This is a genomic window from Candidimonas nitroreducens (genome assembly GCF_002209565.1).
Classification (GTDB): Bacteria; Pseudomonadota; Gammaproteobacteria; order Burkholderiales; family Burkholderiaceae_B; genus Candidimonas; species Candidimonas nitroreducens.
The window spans coordinates 605,716-628,384 of sequence record NZ_NJIH01000003.1; the positions used below are offsets into that span (position 1 = coordinate 605,716).

Annotated in this window: 20 protein-coding genes and 2 pseudogenes; 13 read left to right on the top strand and 9 right to left on the bottom strand. The window is 53.2% G+C overall.

The window, feature by feature from the left end; translation table 11 throughout:
* The first annotated feature begins 30 nt into the window (after positions 1-30).
* From CEY11_RS06420 to CEY11_RS06460, 9 genes are read left to right on the top strand one after another with little or no spacing between them, the layout of a single operon-like run.
* Positions 31-720: an isochorismatase family protein gene (locus CEY11_RS06420; RefSeq protein WP_088602512.1), complete on the top strand. Its 690-nt coding sequence runs from the start codon at positions 31-33 to the stop codon at positions 718-720.
* The gene (locus CEY11_RS06425; RefSeq protein WP_088602513.1) at positions 702-1,598 is read left to right on the top strand and encodes a branched-chain amino acid ABC transporter permease; all 897 of its coding nucleotides are present in this window, start codon (positions 702-704) and stop codon (positions 1,596-1,598) included. The genes CEY11_RS06420 and CEY11_RS06425 overlap by 19 nt, the downstream gene beginning before the upstream one ends.
* A complete protein-coding gene (locus CEY11_RS06430; protein ID WP_088602514.1) occupies positions 1,598-2,602 on the top strand; it encodes a branched-chain amino acid ABC transporter permease in 1,005 nt (334 codons plus the stop codon). Before CEY11_RS06425 ends, CEY11_RS06430 begins: the two co-directional genes overlap by 1 nt.
* Entirely contained in the window at positions 2,595-3,365 is a 771-nt protein-coding gene (locus CEY11_RS06435; RefSeq protein ID WP_088602515.1) for an ABC transporter ATP-binding protein, read from the top strand. Before CEY11_RS06430 ends, CEY11_RS06435 begins: the two co-directional genes overlap by 8 nt.
* Positions 3,352-4,056 (top strand): ABC transporter ATP-binding protein, encoded by a 705-nt coding sequence (locus tag CEY11_RS06440; protein WP_088602516.1) that lies wholly within the window; start codon positions 3,352-3,354, stop codon positions 4,054-4,056. The genes CEY11_RS06435 and CEY11_RS06440 overlap by 14 nt, the downstream gene beginning before the upstream one ends.
* Positions 4,057-4,058: 2 nt before the next feature.
* Positions 4,059-4,793 carry an SDR family NAD(P)-dependent oxidoreductase gene (locus CEY11_RS06445; protein WP_088602517.1) on the top strand — a complete coding sequence of 245 codons (735 nt, stop codon included), beginning with the start codon at positions 4,059-4,061 and terminating at the stop codon, positions 4,791-4,793.
* Between the two features lie 35 nt (positions 4,794-4,828).
* A complete protein-coding gene (locus CEY11_RS06450; protein WP_088602518.1) occupies positions 4,829-6,781 on the top strand; it encodes an oxidoreductase in 1,953 nt (650 codons plus the stop codon).
* Positions 6,782-6,796: 15 nt separating this feature from the next.
* Positions 6,797-7,219: an organic hydroperoxide resistance protein gene (locus CEY11_RS06455; RefSeq protein ID WP_088602519.1), complete on the top strand. Its 423-nt coding sequence runs from the start codon at positions 6,797-6,799 to the stop codon at positions 7,217-7,219.
* A 41-nt stretch (positions 7,220-7,260) separates the two neighbouring features.
* Positions 7,261-8,466 (top strand): ABC transporter substrate-binding protein, encoded by a 1,206-nt coding sequence (locus CEY11_RS06460; protein WP_088602520.1) that lies wholly within the window; start codon positions 7,261-7,263, stop codon positions 8,464-8,466.
* A gap of 332 nt (positions 8,467-8,798) precedes the next feature.
* Here CEY11_RS06460 and CEY11_RS25675 read toward each other — a convergent pair.
* From CEY11_RS25675 to CEY11_RS06485, 5 genes and pseudogenes are all read right to left on the bottom strand, one after another.
* A pseudogene (locus CEY11_RS25675) lies at positions 8,799-8,951 on the bottom strand (transposase); the annotation flags it as partial.
* Between the two features lie 95 nt (positions 8,952-9,046).
* Positions 9,047-9,775 carry a nitroreductase gene (locus CEY11_RS06470; RefSeq protein WP_233154741.1) on the bottom strand — a complete coding sequence of 243 codons (729 nt, stop codon included), beginning with the start codon at positions 9,773-9,775 and terminating at the stop codon, positions 9,047-9,049.
* Between the two features lie 126 nt (positions 9,776-9,901).
* Complete coding sequence (locus CEY11_RS06475) at positions 9,902-10,609, bottom strand: nitroreductase (RefSeq protein ID WP_088602522.1); 708 nt, start codon at positions 10,607-10,609, stop codon at positions 9,902-9,904.
* Between the two features lie 44 nt (positions 10,610-10,653).
* The gene (locus tag CEY11_RS06480; protein ID WP_158215208.1) at positions 10,654-11,868 is read right to left on the bottom strand and encodes a CaiB/BaiF CoA transferase family protein; all 1,215 of its coding nucleotides are present in this window, start codon (positions 11,866-11,868) and stop codon (positions 10,654-10,656) included.
* A gap of 414 nt (positions 11,869-12,282) precedes the next feature.
* Entirely contained in the window at positions 12,283-13,257 is a 975-nt protein-coding gene (locus CEY11_RS06485) for a tripartite tricarboxylate transporter substrate binding protein (RefSeq protein WP_088602524.1), read from the bottom strand.
* 895 nt (positions 13,258-14,152) lie between these two features.
* Here CEY11_RS06485 and CEY11_RS25515 point away from each other — a divergent pair.
* A pseudogene (locus CEY11_RS25515) lies at positions 14,153-14,715 on the top strand (transposase).
* A gap of 261 nt (positions 14,716-14,976) precedes the next feature.
* Positions 14,977-15,684, top strand: coding sequence for a TetR/AcrR family transcriptional regulator (locus CEY11_RS06495; protein ID WP_088602525.1), 708 nt, complete (start codon positions 14,977-14,979; stop codon positions 15,682-15,684).
* A 150-nt stretch (positions 15,685-15,834) separates the two neighbouring features.
* Here CEY11_RS06495 and CEY11_RS06500 read toward each other — a convergent pair whose 3' ends face one another.
* Both CEY11_RS06500 and CEY11_RS06505 read right to left on the bottom strand, forming a co-directional pair.
* Positions 15,835-16,713: a LysR substrate-binding domain-containing protein gene (locus CEY11_RS06500; RefSeq protein ID WP_088602526.1), complete on the bottom strand. Its 879-nt coding sequence runs from the start codon at positions 16,711-16,713 to the stop codon at positions 15,835-15,837.
* 226 nt (positions 16,714-16,939) lie between these two features.
* Positions 16,940-17,914 carry an AraC family transcriptional regulator gene (locus CEY11_RS06505; RefSeq protein ID WP_233154742.1) on the bottom strand — a complete coding sequence of 325 codons (975 nt, stop codon included), beginning with the start codon at positions 17,912-17,914 and terminating at the stop codon, positions 16,940-16,942.
* A 296-nt stretch (positions 17,915-18,210) separates the two neighbouring features.
* On the opposite strand from CEY11_RS06505, the gene CEY11_RS06510 reads away from it, so the two are divergent.
* Together CEY11_RS06510 and CEY11_RS06515 are read left to right on the top strand one after the other, a co-directional pair.
* Complete coding sequence (locus CEY11_RS06510) at positions 18,211-19,347, top strand: acyl-CoA dehydrogenase family protein (protein ID WP_088602527.1); 1,137 nt, start codon at positions 18,211-18,213, stop codon at positions 19,345-19,347.
* Positions 19,348-19,380: 33 nt separating this feature from the next.
* Positions 19,381-20,526, top strand: a complete 1,146-nt coding sequence (locus tag CEY11_RS06515; RefSeq protein WP_088602528.1) for a CaiB/BaiF CoA transferase family protein — start codon at positions 19,381-19,383, stop codon at positions 20,524-20,526.
* 90 nt (positions 20,527-20,616) lie between these two features.
* Here CEY11_RS06515 and CEY11_RS06520 read toward each other — a convergent pair whose 3' ends face one another.
* Both CEY11_RS06520 and CEY11_RS06525 read right to left on the bottom strand, forming a co-directional pair.
* A complete protein-coding gene (locus CEY11_RS06520; protein ID WP_158215209.1) occupies positions 20,617-21,603 on the bottom strand; it encodes a Bug family tripartite tricarboxylate transporter substrate binding protein in 987 nt (328 codons plus the stop codon).
* A gap of 45 nt (positions 21,604-21,648) precedes the next feature.
* Positions 21,649-22,659, bottom strand: coding sequence for an acrylyl-CoA reductase family protein (locus tag CEY11_RS06525; protein WP_088602530.1), 1,011 nt, complete (start codon positions 22,657-22,659; stop codon positions 21,649-21,651).
* Positions 22,660-22,669 lie beyond the last annotated feature (10 nt).

The following is a 22,669-nucleotide window of genomic DNA, read 5'->3' on the forward strand; positions in this document are numbered from 1 at the left end:
CATTTATCCATCGATAGCGAGTCTGAGTTTATGAAACCGTGGGATGACATCATCAGTGCGGACGAGCAAGCGGCCTACCGTGCCGCAGGGTTCGGCCGATCAGGTGGGCTGGGTATACGCCCGGCGCTGTTGATCATTGATGTTCAGTATCGGACTGTGGGTACCCGTCCACAGCCATTTTGGGAGGCAATCAAGGAATTTCCGACCAGTTGTGGTGAGGTGGGCTGGCGCGCCGTTGGTCATATTGCCAAACTGCTCGAGGTGTTTCGCGCTAATGACTGGCCCGTTTTGTATCCGCACGTTGCGCCTAAGGTCTCGACCGAGGGCGGACGGTTGGCGGAGAAAGTGCCAACCATCATGAATATCCCCGCTCGCGGGTATGAATTCGTCGCAGAGGTCGCTCCGTTGGGGAACGACGTGTTGCTGCCGAAGAAACATCCGAGCGCTTTCTTTGGCACGGCGTTAGCGAGCCATCTCATCGATTTGCAGGCCGACACTTTGATCGTAACTGGTTGCACGACTAGCGGTTGTGTGCGTGGCAGCGTAGTAGACGCGTTTTCTTTGAACTTCAAGGTTTTCGTGCCGCATGATGCTGTATATGATCGTAGCGCGGTATCTCATGCAGTCAACTTGTTCGACATGTCGGAAAAGTATGCTGACGTGGGCAGCACGAGCGAGTTGATCGAAAAGCTGCAGTCCCTATGGAGATCAAAAACATGATCTCGGTACTGGTAGCGAGTGGTGTCGCGAACGGACTTCTCTACGGCTTGATCGCGCTGGGCGTTGTCGTCCTCTCGAAAGCGGCGAACGCTGTCAACTTCGCCCAGGGCGACGTAGTTGCCCTCGGGGGGTTCGTGGCGTTTACTACGCTGAAAATATTCGGTTTCGGCATCCTCGCAACGATAGGCGTTGTACTGCTTGTCGCGTTATTAGTCGGGTGTTTGGTCTATGTCGCGTTGAAGCGGCTACTTAAGCCGGAGCATGCTAACGGGCTTCTGATCGGTAGCATCGGGCTATCGTTTCTGATTAAAGGAGTCATTCGCCTGATCTGGGGCGGCCAAGGCGATTATCTGGCGACCCCACCGATGTTCTCAGGGGCACCGTTGATCCTGATGGGAGGAAAGGTAGTTATTCCACTCCAATATCTGGTGATGACGGCTGGTGCAATAGTCATTCTGGTGGTTTTTTCGCTTTTCTTCCGCTTCTCCCGGCTCGGACTGTTTATGCGCTCGGTGGCGGACAATGCCCGCGCTGCAATGATCGTCGGTATTCCGACATCGTTCGTCCTCTGCAGTGCCGTCGTGCTGAGCATTGTCATCGCCGCGATAGCGGGGTTCCTGTTGGCGCCTGCCACCTTGTTATATCCGGATATGGGATTCTCCCTGTTTTTGAAGGGGTTTGCCGCGGCAATTGTCGGAGGCATCTCTAGCCTTCCTGGTGCAATTGTCGGTGGGGTTTTGCTTGGGTTGGTGGAGTCGATCGTATCAGGTTATGTATCTAGCCGAGCGCAAGACCTCTCTGCATTTGTATTGATATTCTCGATGTTGCTGTTTTTCCCGCGTGGTTTATTTGGAGAGAAAAAGCGGAGGGCTGTCTAATGGCAACACTGAATTCACGATGGACGGTTCCTCTTGCGATTGCCATTGTGGTATGTATCGTCGGGTTGAACGTCAATCCATATCTGCAATTCATGCTGAGTAGGATCCTTATCTACATCCTGCTCAGTCTTGGGCTGAACGTTTTGATGGGTTACACCGGCCTGTTGTCGTTCGCTCACGCCGCGCTTTTCGGGATCGGTGCTTACGTCACTGGGTTGTTGCAGATCCGTGTTGGACTGCCGTTTATCCCTTCGTGCCTGGTCGCTGCGCTTGTGACAATGGCGATAGGCATGGTGTTTGCGTTGCCGGCTTTGCGTATGTCGGGCATCTACTTGGCGATCTCGACGATTGCTCTGGAACAAGCGGTGCATTGGATCATGCTCAACTGGACCTCAATGACGTTCGGGGCAAGCGGCTTCCGCGCGCCGACCTTTACGTTGGGAACTGGATTGAGTGCGGCGCAAAGCTCATTCATCGTGGCGCTTGTCGTGTGTTTGGTCGCCTATGTTTCGATCGGCTCGCTGATGACAACGAGCTTCGGAAGGCGCTTCGTGGCGGTTCGTGACAATCAAGTCGCGGCGGCGTCAATGGGAGTGAATGTCACACAGACCAAGGCTATCGCATTCGCCATCAGCGCGTGCTGCGCGGGTATCGCTGGTGGCCTGTTTTCCAGCATGCTCGGTTTTGTCGCGCCCGAAAGCTTCAATCTAGACCAAATGATTCTGATGCAGATCATGATCGTGGTAGGGGGTCTTGGCACCATGGGGGGTTCGATACTTGGTGTAGTGGTCGTAATTTTGATGCAGGAGTTCCTACGCGACTCACCGGGAATGCTGGAAGTGGTCTTTGGCGTGTTGTTGCTGGGTTGCGTCCTCTTCATGCCGAGAGGCATGGCTAGCTTTCTTTCTGATGCCCGAAACAGACGGAAACGCCGCATGGTCGCCGACTTCCCCAGAAATGGAGAGCGGGTAGTCAACGTTGACAGTGGGGGATCCAATGCTTGAATTGAACGATCTTTCGCTTTCTTTCGGTGGCGTACATGTTCTTAAGTCCGTCACGTTCAGGTTGGGCCAGGGCGAAATTCTAGGGCTGATTGGGCCCAATGGTGCGGGCAAGACTTCCGTGATGAATGTGATCACGGGCATTCACAGGCCATTAAAAGGCGACGTTCGCCTCAATGGCACGGCACTTACTGGTCTGCCTGCTCATGTCATTGCTGCAAATGGAATCAGGCGCACCTTTCAGACCAGTCTTTTGTGCCCCGGCCTGACCGTAGTAGAGAACGTAATGCTGGGTCTAGAGCCGAGGACGGGATATGGGTTCCTGCCGGCACTCCTGAACGCTGGTTCGATGCGTCAGCATGAAACGCGAGCCCGAACACAAGCAATGGAGATTCTCGACTGGGTAGGAATGGCGGCGTTTGCTGGGCGGCTCGGCACGAGCTTGTCTTTTGGCCAGCAGCGGTTGGTGGAAATCGCTCGTGCGTTAATAAGTCACCCTAAAGTATTGCTGCTTGACGAACCAGCCGTTGGTCTCACGGAACCCAGGGTTCTGGATCTGGCTGAGAAGATCGAGCAGATCAGGGCAGAGTTCGGCACTTCGGTGTTATTGATCGAACATGTGATGCAGCTCGTGCTCAACTCGTGCGATAGGGTAGTTGTGATGAACAGCGGCTCTGTAATCGCAGATGGCCTTCCCGGGCAGGTCACGGAAGATCGGAACGTAATCGAAAGCTATCTGGGCCGGGGCTACTATGTTGAAGGCTGAGAACATTGAAGTGTGGCGTGGTAACACGCAAGTTCTCTCCGGCTTGAACCTTGCGATTCGGCCCGGAATCGTGACGGCCCTTCTCGGAGGGAATGGTTCGGGGAAGTCGACTACTCTCTACGCCCTTTCGGGATTGATCCCCCTGAAAGCGGGAGAGATCTATGTCGGTGACGAGCGTTTGACAGGCGTGGGCGCCCGCAAGGCCGTGAAGCTCGGTATCGCTCACGTTCCACAAGGGCGCGAGGTCTTTCCATCGCTTTCCATCAAAGACAATCTTATGGCGGGCGCCGCCACGGTGGCTTCCCGAAAGATGCGCCTCGAGCGCTTGGAAAAGGTGCTGGAAATCTACCCTATGCTATCGAGGAAGCTTAAGGTTGTGGCGGGAGCTTTGTCCGGCGGAGAGCAGCAACAGGTCGCCATCGGTCGGGCGCTCATGTCCGACCCCAAAGTGGTAATGATGGACGAGCCCTCGGCGGGGCTCTCGCCCAACATGGTCGACACCTTGATCGATACGATCCGCACGCTGGGAGAAAGAGGGCTTACGGTGCTCCTAGTCGAGCAGAATGTCGGTGTTGCCATGCATTCCGCAACGGACGCGATTGTGCTCAAGGCAGGTGTAATTGCCGTCAGCCGACCGGCCTCCGAATTGTTCAGTGACCGAGCATTGCTGGCTGCTTATTTGGGGCATTGATCATGCGATTCATCAATAAGATTGTGGCGATCACGGGAGCTTGCGGCGGTATCGGCTCAGCACTGGTACGGAAGTTCCGGGACGAAGGTGCGTCGATTGTGATGATTGATCGCGATCGGCACGCCCTGGATGGGCTTGTCGAAAATACCGCGCGAGATCGGATCGTGGTCTGCGACCAGACTGAAGATGTGCAGATCTTGCGGGCTTGCGAGGAAATCGGTGTCGTCGATGTGTTGGTGAGTAATGCGGGCGTGGTGCTGCGAAAACCATTGTTCGAACATACATTGGATGAAATAGATAGCATCTTTGCCATCAATACAACCGGATCTATCAAGCTGACGGTTGGCGTTGCCCGGCGTATGTCGACCAGCCAAGGCGGTCGTGGTGGTGTTGTGATCAATGTTTCCACTCAGCATGCGTTTGGTGGTGCAGGCGGTCGCGCTATTTACGCCGCCTCGAAGGCTGCGATTGCGCAATTTACTAAGGCCGCAGCAGTCGAATGGATTGCGGAGGGCATCCGTGTCTGCGGCATCGCTCCCGGGCCAGTGGCCTCGCCGATGACTGCGCAGGCACGCCAGTCGTCCGAGTATTGCGCCCAGGTAATCGCTCGGATGCCGGTAGCTAGGTTCCTGGAGATCGACGAGATCGTGGATCCGATAGTCGCACTCGCGACTCCAGAAATGTCCGCGATCGTCGGCACAACCTTGCTTGCCGATGGCGGCGGAACATTGTCGTGAAGTTCTAGCCCGAAAACTTCTTCCACAGGCTCAGTATGCAGGCAAGCGATAAGTACCCGCACGTATTCACCCCGTTTCGAATTGGTAAGGTAGAAGTTCGAAATCGGATTTTCCTACCGGCGCATACCACCAATTTCGCCGAGAATTTCCTGCCGACCGATCGCCACAAGGCCTATCTAGTGGAAAGAGCGAAGGGAGGTATAGGCCTGATTTTCCTTGAACCATTGCGGGTTCACCGCACATCCCTAGGTCGTGCAGGTGGCATATCGGGAGCTGTACCTGCTTCGCTGCCGAAGTTGCGCGGCATAACGGATGCGATTAAGGCTGAAGGCGCTAGGGCGTTCACACAGATCACGCATACCGGTAGGCATTCGGACAACTTCACTGATCGCCTGCCTGCCTGGGGGCCGTCGCCAGTGCCGTGGACGACCAGCGGAGAAATACCGCATACGATGACTCGACGCGAAATGGATGAGGTCACGGATTCCTACGTGCGAACTGCACGGTTTGCGGTCGAGGCTGGATTCGAAGGGCTGGAGGTTCACTTTGGTCACGGCCATCTGCTGCACCAGTTTCTTTCTCCGGCTTGTAATGTCCGTGAGGACGAGTACGGGGGCGCGTTCGAGAATCGTCTGCGTTATCCTCTCGAGGTTTTCGATGCAGTATTGGGCGCTGTGGGAAAGCAAATCGAAATAGGTGTCCGCGTATCAGTGGCAGATTTAATGCATGGAGGGATGAGCCAGGACGAGAGCTTCGAAGCTATACGTCGGGCGGCGCAGCGTCAGGGCTGTAAATTCGTCCACGCGTCGGTCGCGGCGTATCACTGGCCAAGTATCGGTCATCATGTCGCTGACATGAGCTACCCGTCCCATCCATACCTTGACGACACTCTGCGGCTGCATGACGTGCTCGGAGATATGCCGCTGCTGGCGGTGAACCGTTATACATCTCTGAAGGACTGCGAAGACGCACTGGCCACTGGCAAGATTGCGATGGTAGGTATGAATCGTGCGCATATGGCCGATCCGTACATCATTGCCAAGACTATACAGGGCAATGAGAACGATATTCGCCCCTGCATCTCATCAAATCACTGCATAGGTCAGATTGCCCTTCATCGACCTGCTGCATGCATGATGAATCCCCGGATGGGCAAGGAGTCCGAATGGTCGGAGCCGCCCGAACCAGCCCGGCACCGAAAGCGTGTGCTGGTGGTCGGAGGAGGGCCCGCCGGACTTGAAGCTGCGCGGGTGGCCAGCCTTCGTGGGCACAATGTCGTGCTTTGGGAGGCGGGTAGCACGCTTGGCGGCCGACTCTTGGTGGGCGAGCTGGGGCATGGCCGTGCTGACTTGAAGCGGATGCGTAAGTACTTGGTCGATCAACTCGAGAGGACCTCGACAAAGGTCGAATTGGCACATGTGGCAGATCCGCAGGGTATTGCCTCCTTTGCGCCGGATGTAGTGATTCTGTCTATCGGTAGCCAAGTTGAAGCCTTGCCTCCTGGCATGACGGGGACGGTCGAAGAGGCGATAGCCGATACTTCGGCTTGCCACCATGGTAGGCATGTTGCGATTTTTGACAAATCTGGTTCATGGGCCGGTTTGTCCGCGGCAGAAACGCTTGCATTCCGCGGCGCGGACGTAACGGTCTTTTCCAGCCCGGACAGCCCGTTCTGGGATGTCAACATCTATAGCCGAATGACTGCAATGGAGCGCCTCGAGCAGCAGGGCGTGAAGCTGAGGCCTGGCCACGTACTTCTTGGGATCAGAGAGGGGCGGGCCCTAATGCGAAACAAGTTTTCCGCAGAACAGGTCGACTATGGCCCGTTCGAGTGTTTTCTATATGCGTCTCGTGGGATAAGTGCGTTCGTTATGCAGTCTGAGATCGAGCGTCTGGGTATCACCGTTGTCACGGTTGGCGATGCGCTTGCGCCTCACAGCCTCTTTGAGGCGATCTACGACGCTAACGCCGCCGCGCGCCTACTTTAAAACATAGGAGTTGATATGGCTGTTTTGTATACCACTAGGGCAACTGCATTCAATGGCCGTGAAGGGCGTGTGGCCACCGAAGACGGCGCGCTTGCCCTCCAATTGTCCAGGCCCCGGGAAATGGGAGGGAGCGGTATTCCCGGAACCAACCCGGAGCAGCTTTTTGCTGCGGGTTACGCGGGCTGCTTCGGCGCGACATTGCAGGCCCTCGCGCGTGCTAGGAAGATTACGCTGGAGCGCAATGAAGTTACCGCGGAAGTAGGGCTTGTCAAACGTGATGAAGGTGGCTTCGTCCTGTCCGCCACGCTCGATATCATCCTATCCGCCATATCTCACGAGGATGCCGCCGCGCTCGTCGAAGAAGCGCATCGAGTGTGCCCGTATTCGAACTCGATCAAGGCAACCATCGACGTCCAGATTCGCTATCAGCTTGCATAACGAATGTCAGGGTTCGCTTTCGGAAACACTGGCTTGACCACATGGAGCGCCGCTTCAACTCGGAAAAGGAGAGTCTTGTGAAAAAATTATTGATGTGGGTGATGTCTGTTGCAATCGGAGGGGGTACGCTAGCTACGGTGCCGGCTGTGGCGGAAGTGGGGGTGAGCAATACAGCGATACGGATCGGAACGTTCGGCCCGATCACCGGCGCGAATTTTGTGTTCGGCAAGTACACCATGAATGGGCTGGAGGTTGTATTCGACGGTGTCAATGCCGCCGGCGGAATTCATGGGCGCAAGCTAGAACTGATACGCGTCGATGATCATTGTGATCCAGCAGGTTCGATCGCGGCTGTTCGCCGGTTGCTTTTCACGGAAAAGGTGTTTGCGATCGTCGGTGGTGCATGTTCGAACGGTGTGATGGCGGCCAAGCCCGATATCATTAACTCCGGTGCGCCCTTTGTGAACTTCGCCGCTGCCTCCGACACGATTTCAGCTCCGAAGGTGCGCAATATATTTACTTCAATGTTGACTTCGGCGTTGGAAAGCAAACTACAGGCCCAGTATTTGGTCGACAAGGGTATCAAGAAGGTTGCTGTCGTCAATCAGCCAGATGCATGGGGCCGTGACCGCCACGATTCGCTGACGGCGGCGCTGAAGGCAGCAAATATCCAGATTCTGGCAGATGAAGAGCTTTCACTGGATGCGAATGACGCGACCGCTCAGGTTCTAAAGATCCAGAGTTCCGGTGCGGGCATGGTGGTGCTGCTGAGTTACCCCAAGCCGGCCGCGATCTTCCTGAGGGACGCCGCACGATTGGGCTTCAAGCCGAGCTTCTTGGGAACGAGTGTGATTCCGGATCCCGTGGCGTTCTATGATCAAGTTGCTATTCCTGGCGCAACCGATAAATTTCTGACGATTTCGCCAATTAAGTACCAATTAACGTCAGCGGAGGCCGCGCCATGGAAGGCAAAGCTCCTCGCCAAATTTCCGTTGGACAAACCCCATGCATACAACTTGTATGGCATTACCGCGGGGCAATTGGTTGTCAAAGCGCTTCAGGATGCGGGCCAAAATTTGACCCGCGATGGGTTCATCAAAGCGCTGGATGCTATCCGCGACCTGCAAACGACGTTTTCACCCGCACCGTTGAACTGCCAGACGCATCAATGCCTGCGATCCGCGGCCTGGGTACAGCGTAGCCCCCAAGGCACGACAGATGTGGTGGGTATCTCTTCCCTTAAGTAAGATATGTATCAGTGTGGCTACTCCCGCCGCTGTCTGTGCGGTGGGGGTTTTGCCTCGCCTAATATGGGACGTGCAGCGCGGCAATATTGATCAAGTGCCATTGGCCGGTGAAGGCTTGTACTTGCTGGAGCGTAGCTGCGTAAAGCACTTCTAGAACCTCCAACGCTGAGCGCATCAATGAACCTTGGCATCGTGTTCAGATGCCAGAGCTGGCTTCTTATATCTTGTAGTACGCCGCCCGCGATAGGCCTGCGATCTGACCGGCGTGTGTGATCGAGAGCCTCGACTGCACCAACTGCTCGACGACCTCGCGCAGGCACTGCAGCTCGGACGGACACCTGCACGCCCGAGTACTTGCTCTTCCACTGGTTGTACGTGGAACTGCTGATGCCGTGCTTACGGCATAACTCGGCGGCCGAGATACCGACCTCACCTTCTTCGAGCACCGCCACGATCTGGCTTTCGGTAAATCTGCTTTTCTTCAAGGGAGTCTCCGACTCGAGGAGACTCCGAAATTCTACCGGCTGTCGTCTACTCACAGGGGGAGCGCATGGTGCCAGTTGCAAGGCTGCCCCTTATTTCAGTCAAGAAATGTAGTAAACGATTCTGGGGGAACGCGCGGCGTAAGCAGGCTATTCTCGGGCGCATTCCCATTGGCATAGCCAATCGCCATGCCACATAGCAACATTTCGTTTGGGCCGGCCCCCACATGAGGGAGGATGATGCGACCAAAGTGGTTCCACGCAGCTTGTGGGCACGTGTCTATGCCGCGTGATTTAGCCGCAAGCATCAGGTTCTGCAAGAACATACCACAGTCGACCAATGAGCCATGACCTAGATTACGGTCTATTGTGAAGATCATGCCTATCGGAGCGTCAAAGAATCTGAAGTTGCGCTGGTGCTGAGCATGCATGCGAGCCTTGTCACCTTTCTCGATTCCAAGCAACGCATATAACGCATATCCATTCTGCCGGCGGCGCGCAAGATAGGGTTCGAACCACTTCCTCGGATAATAGTCATATTCCTCCAGATACTTTGCCCCAATCAAGCTGTCTGCATAGATTTGATCGTGTACTCGGCATATCTTATCGACAAGATCGGCCCGGTTCTTCCCGCGCAGCACATAGACCTTCCAGGGCTGGCAGTTCGTACCACTAGGCGCCCTAGAAGCCACACGCAGTATCTGCATAATTTCGTCCTTCGGAACCTCTTGCGCAGTGAAGGCGCGAATTGAGCTACGAGATTCAATTACCGCGTCAACGATAGTCTGTCTTTTGTCAGACTGCATATTTAAAGCGGCTTTATTCATTGTGAGGCTCATGATATTGCAATGTTGATCGATTCATGCATTTTTTAGTTGCCAATCTCTCCCCATCAGATTCATGCGCCATATAAGTGACTGTCTTCAGATCGGAGCATTCCGAAAGGGTGGCCTTTACTCTATCCAACTTATTACCTCGTTAAGTGGCGCCCTACCGGTTCGGAAGGAGTTAGCGGGGTGTTCATCATCGGAGAAGCCAAAGGAAATTCCACACACGACCACGCGATCATCTGGTAATTTTAAGTAATTGCGAATGGCCGACGACCGAGATGCCAGTGCCGCTTGGGCTATGGTCGCAATGCCTAAACTGGTCGCTGCAAGCATGAAATTGCTGATATATGCCCCACAGTCTATTGCCCCGTATACTCCTAATGACCGATCAGACGTGATAATCGCAATATGAGGTGCATCGAAGAATCGGAAATTCCTCATGGCCTGATGCCCAGAGGCTTGACGATCCCCTTTCTGAATTCCCAGGCTTTCGTAAAGGCCCCAACCGCACTCCCGACGGCGGTCACGGTAAATACCTTGATATTCGTCAGGCCACGGCAAGTCCGAATCGTGAGGCGGCTTACTTGCCGCAGAAACCATGATATCGCGAAAAGCCTCAATAGCTTCATTATCGATAATATGTACTTTCCATGGTTGCACATTGGTCCAGGAGGCTGTGCGTTGCGCTAGATATAAAATACGTTCGATTTTCTCTTTTGGCACGCACTCAGATTTGAACCCTCGACAGCTATAGCGCAAATAAAGTAGCTTTTCAAGCAACGAATCGGCGCTCGGGGGAAGGTTTTTTTTGAGGTCGGTATTTTTTTTCATAAGAAAAGATAATCGACTGCTTGTGGGAAGTGTGTGTTGGGTATTTAAATAATACCGAGTTGGCGCAGCTTTAGGATTTCGTCAACAGGAAACCCATAGCTCGCCAGCAAAACGTCTGTATCCTCTCCGACAGCTGGGCCACTGCGTGGAACCTCATCAACATAAGTATCAGAAAAGCGCGGAACCACGCATGGTGATGCAATAGTCCCGAAATCTGGGTCGCTCATTGGAACAATGGCACGTCGCGACAAGAATTGAGGATCCTTTGCTATATCGGCCATACTATTGATACGACTGCAGGGGACACCCGCTTCATTCAGCATGCTTTCAATATATTTGAAATCATTTTTTTTGCACCAATCGGCAACCAGTGTATTGACCTCTGATATATTATTTAGTCTCGCTTTTAACGTGGCATATCGCTCATCTTGGGTCAAATAATTTACATTCATCACTCCGCACAATCTTTTAAACATGAGATCCGAGGAGGCCGACAAAGTTATCCATAACTTATCACATGTCTGATAAACATTAGAAGGAGCTGCGATTGCAGAAAACGAGCCGGTTCGTTCTCGAATAGTGCCTTGCTGGTCATATTCGACGGGAAGTACCTCTAGAAGCCTAAAGATTGACTCGGTAGCGGATAAGTCAATTTCCCGTCCTGGCTGTTCTGGATTTTTAGCGCGCTCGACCAGCGCAGCGGTTATCGAAAATGCACCAAAGACGCCAGCAATCATATCTCCTATTGGATAGTTCATATGTTGCGGGGGGCCGTCTGCCTCTCCGGTCAGATGTGCCAAGCCGCTCATAGCCTCAAAAACTCGCGCGAAGCCGGCGCGCTTCTTGTATGGGCCTGTTTGACCAAACCCAGTTAGGCGTAAAACAGATAAGGATGGATTGATTTTGTGAATCGTCGAAAAATCTAGCCCCCAGCTGTCAAGTGTTCCAGTGCGGAAGTTCTCAACTAATACATCGAAGTGTGGAAGTATTTTAAGGAAAGCCTCTTTACCTGCTGGTGTTCGCACATCTAGGGTAAGGCCACGTTTCCCGCGATTGGATACTTTCCAGTAGAGCGATTGGCCGTCCTGCAGGGGGGGAAAGGTTCTTAGCGGATCTTTCCCTCCTGGGAGTTCGAGCTTGACCACCTCCGCACCTAGGTCTGCACAGAGAGTCGCCGCAAATGGCGCGGCGACAAACGTCGCCATATCAAGTATGCGAACGCCGCGCAGAACTCCACTATTATGTTTTTTTTGATGCATGCCCTCATTTCCACCCATGATATTTGCTCATACGAAATAAATTTATAGAAAGCGCCCTTGGCCGAGAAAAGTCGACGAAGCCTTCAGAATGCTAAACGTTCCCAGGTGAGGGTTGGTGTGTCCTGAACCTCTCTAAGTTGCTTCTCAGCATTTGCTTGTTGCGCCTTTTATCTGCTCTGTGTCCATGCGTGCCCAATCACTCATATATCGGCATGCGCAAGCAACGTGTGCAATTTAATAGTGATATTCGTTCGGAGCTCCAGAGTGCATGGTTCTATTTCGTATAACTAACACTTGAAATCCATGCTGAGGTACAGCCTAGCTATCGGTTCGTGTGCTAACACAGGCCCTCTCGACCTATTATCGGATCCGGCAATAGAATTTTCTCGTTCACGAGTTCTATTGCATGAAAAATCACTCCAACGGCCCGCTTTCCCGAGCAATAGCAATGATTTTTCCCCAAGTATTCCATTGCTTGGAAAACCAGTCGGGTATTCTGTTTAGCGGGACATCTAGGTGTATAAATCCGCTTGAACGCAGAAACTCTTTTCCTGCGCTACCTTTTAAGTAGCCTTCGATCGAGGAATTCAATTTGTTGGCACTGTCGTCATCTAGCCGTGCTGGTGCAAATACGCAGAGCCAGGTGTCAGTAACAAGGCTATTTATGTATTTGCTTGCCAGTGGAACCTCGGGAAGGCCGTAAGATGGGACAGACCCCATAATTGCGAGCGCGGTTAACTGCCCGCTTTTAATACGTGGCAAGGACGATGCGGTATTAGTGATCATTAGATCAACTTGTTTTGAAACTACTGCGAGCTCGGCAGGTGCAGCACCAGTGAAGGGCACATGCAATAATTTTATGCCGGCCAAGGACTCAAAATACGCCATTGCTAGATGGTAGGCGCTTCCAATACCGTTAGACGCGTAGGTTAATTTACCTTCATTTTCTTTGGCATATTTAACCACATCGGCCAATGACTTAAATCCCTTTGAGGGGTTGGCGACAAAAACAGTATCTGCGATTATTACGGCCCCTATGGGGCGAAAATCCTTTCGTGGATCGTAATGAACGGGTTTAACCTGTGGGTTTATAGCCATAGTGGAGCTATTTCCAAGCAGTAACGCCGGCGACTCAATAGGTGTGTTTTCAACAAAAAGGGCAGCGATTTCGCCCGATGCACCGGGCTTGTTTAAAACAATGGACGACGCCTTAAATCCTCTTGCAATGTTTTCCGCGAGAGCTCTCGCCAAAATATCAGACGCACCGCCAGGATTGCTCGGGACTACTATAGAGATTGTCTTGCGAGATTGGGCTAGTGTGAGATTTGACACACCAGATACAACCAACCCGCCAATATAAGAGTTGAAACGTCTGCGGCCTATTTTCATTGTGTATTTCCTCCAAGGTGTTAGGTACGGCTGTGTATTGTGGTTCTGCTTAGTATCAATGGATTAGGTTCTAGCTACAGCAATTCACAAGTAATCGACGATTTATCAGTGGCGCTCAGTGTGGCATGCCCGAACAACTTGTGTGGCCGCGTGTATGGATCTCTTGCCTCAAAATCCAAGTTGCGTTTCTGAGTCGCCTTAGTACATCACACCGCTGCAATCACAACGCGTTGTGATTGCAGCGAGCATTGTTCAGATAGTTCTCGCTCAATATCATCGACAAATTAGAGTAGACCGATCTACTCCAACATGTGCAAGCTAGGGAATACCCGTATATCGATAGTCGTATGGCTGTCTTCGCGCAGATCTGTGTCTGTTAGAAGTCGGTATTCCGCAATGTCCTGATCTACGTTAGACGGAATGCTCGACAAACGTAAGCAGTCATTTAATGTCGCTTTATGCGTAGGCCCCTAATGCTCTCAATTGATTCCAGCCGAAAATAGATTGGAAGTAACGAGTAAATAGAAGATTGCCACAGTGTCGCACCGCCTTTTTCCCGGCGCCGCTTTAGCCAAGAATTTAAGTACCAGGGAATTGAACAACTACTCAATTTCTTTTTAACGGTGGAAGGAGGTAGCATGGCGAACGCGAACTACATCCGAGCCGACTGTGTCTCTGGCGTCAGAACCTGCTGCGTAGCTGGCGAGGTGAGTTTGCGGATCGCGTTGGCTAGGGGACAAATCGATGTTCTGTATGGTTGTGCGCCGCAGATCAAATTCTAGGTCTAGCAGCTGCTAGACCTTACGGCTGAAAGTTTCGCGCGCGGTAAGCGATACATGAAAGTCGTCTAGGTGTATTAGCGCTAATTGCGTTTCAGTTGCAGAATAGTGATACTGTGACTTATGAAGATCAGTTCGCCCTCGTCGAGGATTGCTTATTCAAGTATCGAGGCAACATCAGCATGATCGACCTACAAGTCGTCAACGTGATGCTGTACGTTGCCGAGCATGACTGAAAATGGCGTGGCCTGCCAAGCGCGTTGGTAACTGGCATGCGATCTACACACGTATGCATCGTAGGGCCAGTCGGCGTACCCGACAAGGCGCTTGACGCGCTGCAGAGCTTGGGGCCCACCACGCACCCTGTCCATCTGCTGACAGGCTCGACCCACGTGGAAAACGGGACACGCCAGTTGGCCCTGCACCTTGTGCTCATCCTAGCCGTGCTTTCGAATGCGCGGTGGCCCGCTCCCTGAGGATATGACAGCGAGATATATAAGATAAACATCGCAACGAAGTCGAACGGTTGCTTCGGTGCTTGAAAGGCTTTCGGTGCGCCTTCTCTCGCATTGAAACGCCTGATGTGATGTTCCTGGCCTTCCTGTGCTTCGTGCTGGCCGTTCATGGCTTGCATCAAGAGGCCCTGGACAAGATAAGCGTGGTGCGTCGGCAGTTATAAAGCTTCAAGATTGGAGCAAGGGTATGCTTCTCGCGGAGAGCAACGAGATACTCCCATCCTCGTCTGGCGGGATGGTAGCCACAGTTTCGGCAGAATGAAGGCAGGCCAGAGAGGCTACTAAGCCGCAAATTTAAGTACGGTTACATGGCGCCTCAATCTGTATATGTTATGGATCGCGGCCGCTATGCGTAAAATCCAACTTCGAAGTAGACTGTATGGACAGCAGTAATAAGTTACGCAAATTTACATGAAAATTTCACCATGAATACTCTCTACACGACTACACGTATTTCGGCTCCCGAGACAACTGGAGCGAGGCGTTCAAGACGAAGTAGAAATGAAATTGCAATGGCTCATTTGGGCACCAGGGAAAAGCTTATCTGGTGTGGCACTGAATTATTGACTGAACGCGGATTTCATGCCATTGGCATCGAAGAAGTCTTGAAAATTGCGGGCGTAGCTAAAGGCTCCTTCTATCATTTCTTTGAAAGCAAACAAGCGTTTCTTATAGCGGTAATTGAAAAATGTCGTGAATACTACAACAAAAAGTATGAAGAAATACTTTTGAATCCATCTCGACCTCCATTGGATCGAGTGCAAGATTTCGCAGCGCAAGCAATCGCTGGAATGGAAAAATTTGAATTTAGGCGCGGATGCTTGGTGGGTAATCTCGGGCAGGAATTAGCATCTATGGATAATCATATCGCATCTCTTCTCAATGAAATCATGCAGTCATGGGAAGATGTTTTGGCGCAATGCTTACAAGAAGGCGTGGATTGTGGTGACATTTCTAAAAGTGTTGACGTACGGCGGCAAGCTCAGTTTTTCTTCATAGGATGGCAGGGTGCAGTTTTGAGAAGTAAATTAAGAAAATCCAGCGAGCCACTTTCACTGTTTGTCGATGTTTTTCTTGCTGCGACTCAATCAGAAGGTGCGGTGTCGACCGAAAAAAAACATGAACTACAATAGTTTTAGGATTGCAGCCCCACAAGTAGATTAATACGGTTTAGGCATCTGAGCGGAGACTTAGGTTGCGTGGTGTTATTACCGAAATAATACTAACTTGTTTTGTCAACGTCGAAACACGGATCTATGTGCGCTGTCTGGGTAATGGTCTGTCTATTTACAAAGCAAATTGACAAAAGCTCGGGCACAGGCCGGCAGAGCATCAAGTTCACGATATAAGACGCGTCTCTCTCGTATTGACCACTCATCGGAAAGCTGGATAACGCGCAACTTTGCATGTTGTGAATGCCTTAGCGCAGCGCTTTCGGGCAGTACTCCGATTCCGACGCCTGATTCGATCATGCAACACATGGACTCGAAGCTGCCCATCAAGATTCGCATATCCAAACGGCGTTCTGCCAAGCGCGCCTTTTGCACAAGGAACTCTTGCAATGTACTACCACGCAGTCCCACGTGGGGGTAGCCCATGGTCTCGGAAAAGGCTGCGACCGTAAGGCCAGCCAGAGGGTGCCGGGGTGGCGTAACGAGCACAAGGCGATCAGTGCTGAAGCATCGACTTTCCAAACCTTCAGTAGTCACGACGCCTGCAACCACGCCTACATCGGCACTGCTATCCAGAATGCTACGAACGACGTCGTGGGTATTTCGCTCTTCGATATGGACGGCGACATGCGGGCGCTCCCCGAGGAAATCTGCCAGAACCTTGGGAAGGATTTCGTTGATTGCCGTGGTATTGGCAAATAAGCGGAAATGACCGGCTGCCGTCGTTGGATCCGCAGAAAAATCTGTCCGTACATGCTCTACCTGGCGCAAAATGACGCGAGCGTGTCGCAGCAGCGTTTCACCCGCTGCGGTAAGAGTCACACCTCGGCTATCTCGATAAAACAGTCGTTGACCAAGTTGAGCCTCTAGGGCCTTTAGCCGTGCGCTGGCCGCCGCTGGCGAAAGTGCGGCACGATCTGCTCCTTTGGTCAGGTTTCCCGCTTCCGCAATATGCGTAAATAGGCGCAAATCAATGATGTCGAAGTGCACTGCGCCTCCTCTTGATCGACATTAGTGTGAATGACGAAGCTGTGCAGCCTTTGCAAAGTAAAGGCCCAAGTATAGTTACTCGGCTAGAAGCCAATTTTTCAGCCAGCCGAATTGGCTCCAGTAGATGTTATATCGACTTGGGTTGGACGGCCAGCACGCATAGCTTCGGATGATTCATTATTCGGCCCGTGCAAACCCGCTTGTTCCCGAGAGCGGCTCAAATGAGTTAAGCGTGTGAGGTTGTGTCTCGGGAAGCCGATCGGTACTCATTGGGCCGTATGCCGGTCCAATTTTTGAACGCTCGGTAAAAAGCACTGCTCTCCGAGAAGCCTAGCGCGGCAGCAATATCGGTGATGCGTTGATCGGTATCGGTAAGCAGCGAAATTGCTATGTCCCGGCGCATGTCGTTCTTGATCGAGCGATAGGACTGGCCCTCGCCACCAAGCCTGCGTCGCAGTGCCGCTGCCGACAGATGATATCGTCCGGCCAGGGCGGACAGCCCCGGCCACTCCTGCGGCGGCGTCTCGCGTAAATACTGTCTTATTCGGGCGGTCAGGCTTGCGCTGTCGCGGTACTTTACAAGGAAGTTGGCGGGTGCATCACGGAGGAACTCTTTCATGCTGCGCTCGCTCTGAATAATTTTCATATCCAGGTATTCTGCATCGAAGGCTATTGCGGAGGTTTGGCAGAGGAATTCCAGGTTCGGGGACAAGAAAGCCCGCAATTCAGCGCTGTAATCGGGCTCCGGACAGCGGAAAGATGCCGACAGCAGGGGAATTCTACGGTTCACCAGCCAACAGGCTAGGCCATGCAGAATGACGAAAAAAGTTCCGTAAGTGAAGGCCCGTTTGGGTGCAGGAAAAACGCCCGGGGCTCTTGTCGGTTTGTCATGCAGGATGATGCGGGCGTACTTTTCATCTCGCACTAGCTCCCCGCTTAGGCCATCGAGTATTAGCCTGAGAAAACGTAAGGCACGGTGTAAAGCTTGTTCGAGCGAGTCGCTGTGGATCACGGTGCGGCAAAGCAGAGCGAAGCTTCCTGCTTTCATCGGATGCTCGTCCATGCCAAAAAATTCGTCGTCCAGTGTTTTGGCAATCAGCCGCCATAATTGGCCGTATTGTCTGGATGAAACGCGTGCCCGTGGGGCTCCAAGTAGATCGAGTGGGATGCCCGCCTGGCTTAGCAGAAGGCTTTGATCCATTCCATTTGCACGCACACAAACCAGTGCTTCGTTGACGAAGCAAATGGATATTGTTCCTTTCTCGGGAGTGCCCGTGCGCATATCACCGGTGTCGAAGGTGAGTGGCAAATTCTAGCATGTAGCTTGAGCGATTTAGGCATAGAAACAGCCCGATAAATTTTATAGACTCGAAAGATGGGCGTTTCGTTTGAAGCGAGTGGGCTACCGGCTGTGGGCGGTATTTCACGGCCCGTCGCCTCGACATACCCGATGCAAGAATTGCGTAGTTGACCAATACCATCTCAAGAGGGAAGAGCATGATTCTGAGCCAGGAACAAGAAATGGTGCGTGACGCAATGCGTGCATTTGCACAAGAGCGGCTCGTTCCCTATGCCGCAGATTGGGACAGGAACCATACTTTTCCTGCCGACGCGCTGCGGGAGTTCGGCAAGCTGGGGGGTATGGGAATGTGCGTTTCCGAAGAATGGGGTGGGGCAGGTTTGGATACCATGTGCTTGGTTCTGGCCCTGGAAGAGGTGGCGGCCGGCGACGGGGCAACCTCTACCATTGTCAGTGTTCAGAATTCTTTGGTGTGTGGAATCCTCAGCCGCTATGGCGGCATGGGCCAGAAGAGGGAATGGTTGGTGCCGTTGGCCAGAGGCGAGAAACTAGGCTGTTTCTGCCTGACAGAGCCGCATACGGGCTCGGACGCTTCGGCTATTGTCACGCGCGCTGAACGCGAAGGGAGTAGTTTCGTCATCAATGGCGTCAAGCAATACATTACTACTGGCTCGCACGCTGATGTGGCCATTGTCTTTGCGGTAACTGACAAGGCGCTCGGAAAGAATGGCATTTCGTGCTTTCTGGTTCCAACCTCTAATCCCGGTTACAAGGTCGCTCGCATTGAACGCAAAATGGGACAACATGCGTCTGATACGGCACAGATTATCTTTGAAAATTGCCGTATCCCAGACTCGGCCATGATTGGCGAAGCGGGGCAAGGATACAAAATAGCTCTTTCGAATCTAGAAGCGGGACGTATAGGTATTGCCGCACAAGCTGTGGGCATGGCTCGCGCTGCATTCGAAGCGGCTGCCGCATATGCCTGCGAGCGCAGTACCTTCGGATCTCCCATCATTCGGCATCAGGCGATAAGTTTCCGCTTGGCGGATATGGCTACCCGAATAGATGCCGCACGATTGATGGTATGGCGCGCCGCCGCCTTGAAAGACGCGGGTAGGCCGTGCCTGATAGAAGCCTCCATGGCGAAGATGTATGCATCGGAGATGGCGGAGCAAGTCTGTTCGGCGGCGATTCAAGTTCATGGAGGCTGTGGCTACACCGATGAGGCCTCTGTCGAGCGTATTGCTCGTGATGTGCGGGTTACACAAATATATGAAGGCACTAACGACATCCAGCGTTTAGTCATCGGCCGAGCAATAGCAGAGCGATGAAACCAGTCTCTTGCCGCAGTGGGGAGGTATAGCATGGGGCCGCTTGCCGGTATTAAAGTCGTCGAATTTGCCGCTCTTGGGCCGGCGCCGATGGGCGCGATGTTACTTGCGGATCTTGGGGCGGAAGTCGTGCGCATAGAGCGCAAGGTAGATCGCGAGCGTCGCAATGTGGCGCCCATATTCGACCCTAGGCTTGACATTCTGAATCGCGGCAAACGGGTTGTAGTACTCGATTTGAAAAAGTCCGCAGGGGTAAACGCCGCAGCGCGCATGATCGCTCGAGCTGATGTACTCGTCGAAGGTTTCAGGCCAGGTGTGATGGAGCGCCTTGGCCTGGGGCCCGAGATATGCTTGAAGAACAATCCGAGGCTAATATATGGCCGCATGACTGGATGGGGGCAGATCGGGCCATTGGCGCACGCCGCCGGACACGATATCAACTACCTCTCGCTTACCGGTGCCTTGCATGCAATAGGAGGCGGCGAAGGAAAGCCTGTGGTGCCTCTGAATCTGGTCGCGGACTGCGGTGGTGGTGCGATGTTGTTGGTTGTCGGGCTACTTGCCGCAGTGGTCGAGGCACGTAATTCCGGCCGCGGCCAGGTCGTCGATGCAGCGATGACAGATGGCACCGCCTTGTTGATGTCAATGATATACACACTGAAGGCGATGGGTCAGTGGAAGCAAAGTCGCGCCAGCAATTTGCTCGATGGTGGCGCACACTTTTACGACACTTATCAATGTCGTGACGGAAAATGGCTGGCCGTTGGTGCCATCGAGCCCCAGTTTTATGCGCTCTTGTTAGAAAAACTAGGCATTACGGATCCAGCCTTCGACGATCAATGGCGACGCGAGCAGTGGCCGTTTCTAAAAGAAAAGCTAGCCTCATTGCTGGCCAGGCGCACACGAGACGAGTGGTGCGAGTTGTTCGAGGGCAGTGACGCCTGCATAGCGCCCGTCCTGGATATGGATGAAGCGCCAAAACATCCGCATAATGAGTTCCGCCAGACTTTCATCAACGTGGGTGGAATCGTTCAACCTGCGCCGGCGCCCCGTTTTTCTCGGACGTCGACCAGCCTCCCCACCCCTCCTTCAAGGGCTGGCGATGTTGCAGCCGTACTCAAGGACTGGGACTTCACTGAGGAGGAGATCATCGACCTTCGGCAAGCGGGTGCGCTCTAAGCTCTAGTCGCGTAAGTCTCTGTGGATAAGCTGAGCCTGACTTTCCGGATATGAGAAATCGGGGAACAGGGCTATTTATAGGCATGCCATTTATGAAATGGCTCCTCTTGCTTTCACTGCGTCCACGATTTTCCCCCAAGTTTTCATCTCCTGGCGGTTCCAGCGCGCGGCGTCGGTGAGCGTGCCGGGAATGGGAATAAGGCCTTGTCGTTGAAACAACGTCTTGCCTCGGGGATCTTTCAGATACTTATTCAGTGTCGAATTCAACTGGACGGCAGTATTTTCGGGAGTTGCCGCTGGCGCATACACGGCCACCCAGGTATTGACGACAAATCCTGGAATGATGTGTGACGCAATGACGAGATTCGGCAGATCAATCGAGGGCTTTTCGCCGACAACGGCAAGCGGCGTAACTTTCCCCTTGCGGATAAATTCGACGACAGGGCCGGTGTTGGCGATCATCAATGCCACTTGGTTGCTCACCAGCGCCAGTTCGGCTTGAGCGGCGCTATTGAATGGGACGTGAAGGAGTTTGGTTCCCGTCAGTGCTTGGAAATATTCCATGCCGAGATGGAAGGCCCCTCCGACCCCGTTGGAAGCAAACGCCAGCTTGCCCGGATGCGCACGAGCATAGCTAATAACGTCGTTTAGTGTTTTGAATCCCAAGGAGGCATTTGCCACCATGATGGTGTCCGCCAATACAATACCCCCCAAGCACTGGAAATCGCGCAGTGGATCATATCTGACCTTCTTGACTTGGGGGTTGACGACCATCGTGCTGCTGTTGCCCACCAGCAAGGTCATGCCATCTGCTGGTGAACGAGCTACATAGTCCGCTGCGATTTCTCCCGCTGCCCCCGGTTTGTTCTCAGTGATCGTCGGAGTCTTGCCCGATTGTTGAATGAAATCGGTAAACGCTCGCCCGATAATGTCGACGGTACCTCCCGGCCCTTGGGGAACAATGAGCTTGCGTATGCGCTTTTCCGCAGAATGGGATTCAGTTAGTCCGCCTTGAAGGGCGAGTATTGTTCCACCAAGTGCGCCCAGATATTGTCGTCTCGTCCATATTGTTTTCATCGTCATCCTCCTTGCTTATGTCGGGAATGGATCCCGTGTTCATATCTACCTATTCGGGGCCTTGTCGTTTATTTCAATGACAACTCGGCCGACTGTCGAAACATTGAAGAAGCTGTCCATGACCTGATCGAGTTTTTCGAACTCAATCGGGCGTGAAATCATGTTCAGGTACCTGGGCTTGAGGTCGGTCGCCAGACGCTTCCAGAGATGCAGGCGCTCGGGCATAGCGAGTTGCCTTGATACATTTATTCCCAGTATGTCTATTGAACGAAGAACGAACGGCAATACCGTACTTTGTAGTTCGATTTGAACCATACCGCTTATGGCGACCTTGCCGTGAGGGCGTAATTGAGCGGTCAGACGATCGAGCATGATCCCGCCTACGTTGTCTATCGCGCCTGCGAACTCGGGGTTGGTGACAAGCGGTGCTTTACGGGAAAGGAACTCTTCTCGATGCATTACGCGTGTCGCACCGATCGACTTCAGGAAGTCTATTTGCTCTGGCTTGCCAGAGATGGCGACGACTTCGTAACCCCGTCCGGCGAGTATGTCCACCGCCAGGCAGCCAACCCCACCGCTGGCGCCCGTGACAGCAATGGGGCCCGAGTCCGGGCTTAGGCCGGACTGTTCCAGACGATCGACCGCCAGCGCAGCGGTAAGGCCGGATGTGCCCAGCGCCATAGCCTCATAGAGGGACAGGCCTGTGGGTAAGGGAACGATCCAGTCTGCGGGAATGCGCGCATACTCCGAATAGCCGCCATCGTGTGTATTGCCAAGGCCGTAGTTGGTCGCGATGACCGAGTCTCCCTTCATAAACCTGGGGTCTTGCGAGCTGATCACTATGCCTGATAAATCCACTCCGGTTACACAGGGGCGATCAGTGCGTACATTCTTACCCACACCTCGCGCCGCCATGGCGTCTTTGTAATTGACGGCGGAGAACGCGACGCGGATGGTCACGGCTCCCGGATCGAGGTCGCCCAGATCCAGGTTTTCAAAACGGCAGACGGCCTCGCTGTCAATCGTGTGGACGCGGAAGGCTTTAAAGGTATTCATGAGTGGCTCG

Bases quoted from the DNA above. Each gene is read 5' to 3' on its own strand.
- CEY11_RS06420 (WP_088602512.1), top strand. From the start codon at position 31: ATGAAACCGTGGGATGACATCATCAGTGCGGACGAGCAAGCGGCCTAC.
- CEY11_RS06425 (WP_088602513.1), top strand. From the start codon at position 702: ATGGAGATCAAAAACATGATCTCGGTACTGGTAGCGAGTGGTGTCGCG.
- CEY11_RS06430 (WP_088602514.1), top strand. From the start codon at position 1,598: ATGGCAACACTGAATTCACGATGGACGGTTCCTCTTGCGATTGCCATT.
- CEY11_RS06435 (WP_088602515.1), top strand. From the start codon at position 2,595: ATGCTTGAATTGAACGATCTTTCGCTTTCTTTCGGTGGCGTACATGTT.
- CEY11_RS06440 (WP_088602516.1), top strand. From the start codon at position 3,352: ATGTTGAAGGCTGAGAACATTGAAGTGTGGCGTGGTAACACGCAAGTT.
- CEY11_RS06445 (WP_088602517.1), top strand. From the start codon at position 4,059: ATGCGATTCATCAATAAGATTGTGGCGATCACGGGAGCTTGCGGCGGT.
- CEY11_RS06450 (WP_088602518.1), top strand. From the start codon at position 4,829: ATGCAGGCAAGCGATAAGTACCCGCACGTATTCACCCCGTTTCGAATT.
- CEY11_RS06455 (WP_088602519.1), top strand. From the start codon at position 6,797: ATGGCTGTTTTGTATACCACTAGGGCAACTGCATTCAATGGCCGTGAA.
- CEY11_RS06460 (WP_088602520.1), top strand. From the start codon at position 7,261: ATGGAGCGCCGCTTCAACTCGGAAAAGGAGAGTCTTGTGAAAAAATTA.
- CEY11_RS06470 (WP_233154741.1), bottom strand. From the start codon at position 9,775: ATGAATAAAGCCGCTTTAAATATGCAGTCTGACAAAAGACAGACTATC.
- CEY11_RS06475 (WP_088602522.1), bottom strand. From the start codon at position 10,609: ATGAAAAAAAATACCGACCTCAAAAAAAACCTTCCCCCGAGCGCCGAT.
- CEY11_RS06480 (WP_158215208.1), bottom strand. From the start codon at position 11,868: ATGCATCAAAAAAAACATAATAGTGGAGTTCTGCGCGGCGTTCGCATA.
- CEY11_RS06485 (WP_088602524.1), bottom strand. From the start codon at position 13,257: ATGAAAATAGGCCGCAGACGTTTCAACTCTTATATTGGCGGGTTGGTT.
- CEY11_RS06495 (WP_088602525.1), top strand. From the start codon at position 14,977: ATGAATACTCTCTACACGACTACACGTATTTCGGCTCCCGAGACAACT.
- CEY11_RS06505 (WP_233154742.1), bottom strand. From the start codon at position 17,914: ATGGATCAAAGCCTTCTGCTAAGCCAGGCGGGCATCCCACTCGATCTA.
- CEY11_RS06510 (WP_088602527.1), top strand. From the start codon at position 18,211: ATGATTCTGAGCCAGGAACAAGAAATGGTGCGTGACGCAATGCGTGCA.
- CEY11_RS06515 (WP_088602528.1), top strand. From the start codon at position 19,381: ATGGGGCCGCTTGCCGGTATTAAAGTCGTCGAATTTGCCGCTCTTGGG.
- CEY11_RS06520 (WP_158215209.1), bottom strand. From the start codon at position 21,603: ATGAAAACAATATGGACGAGACGACAATATCTGGGCGCACTTGGTGGA.
- CEY11_RS06525 (WP_088602530.1), bottom strand. From the start codon at position 22,659: ATGAATACCTTTAAAGCCTTCCGCGTCCACACGATTGACAGCGAGGCC.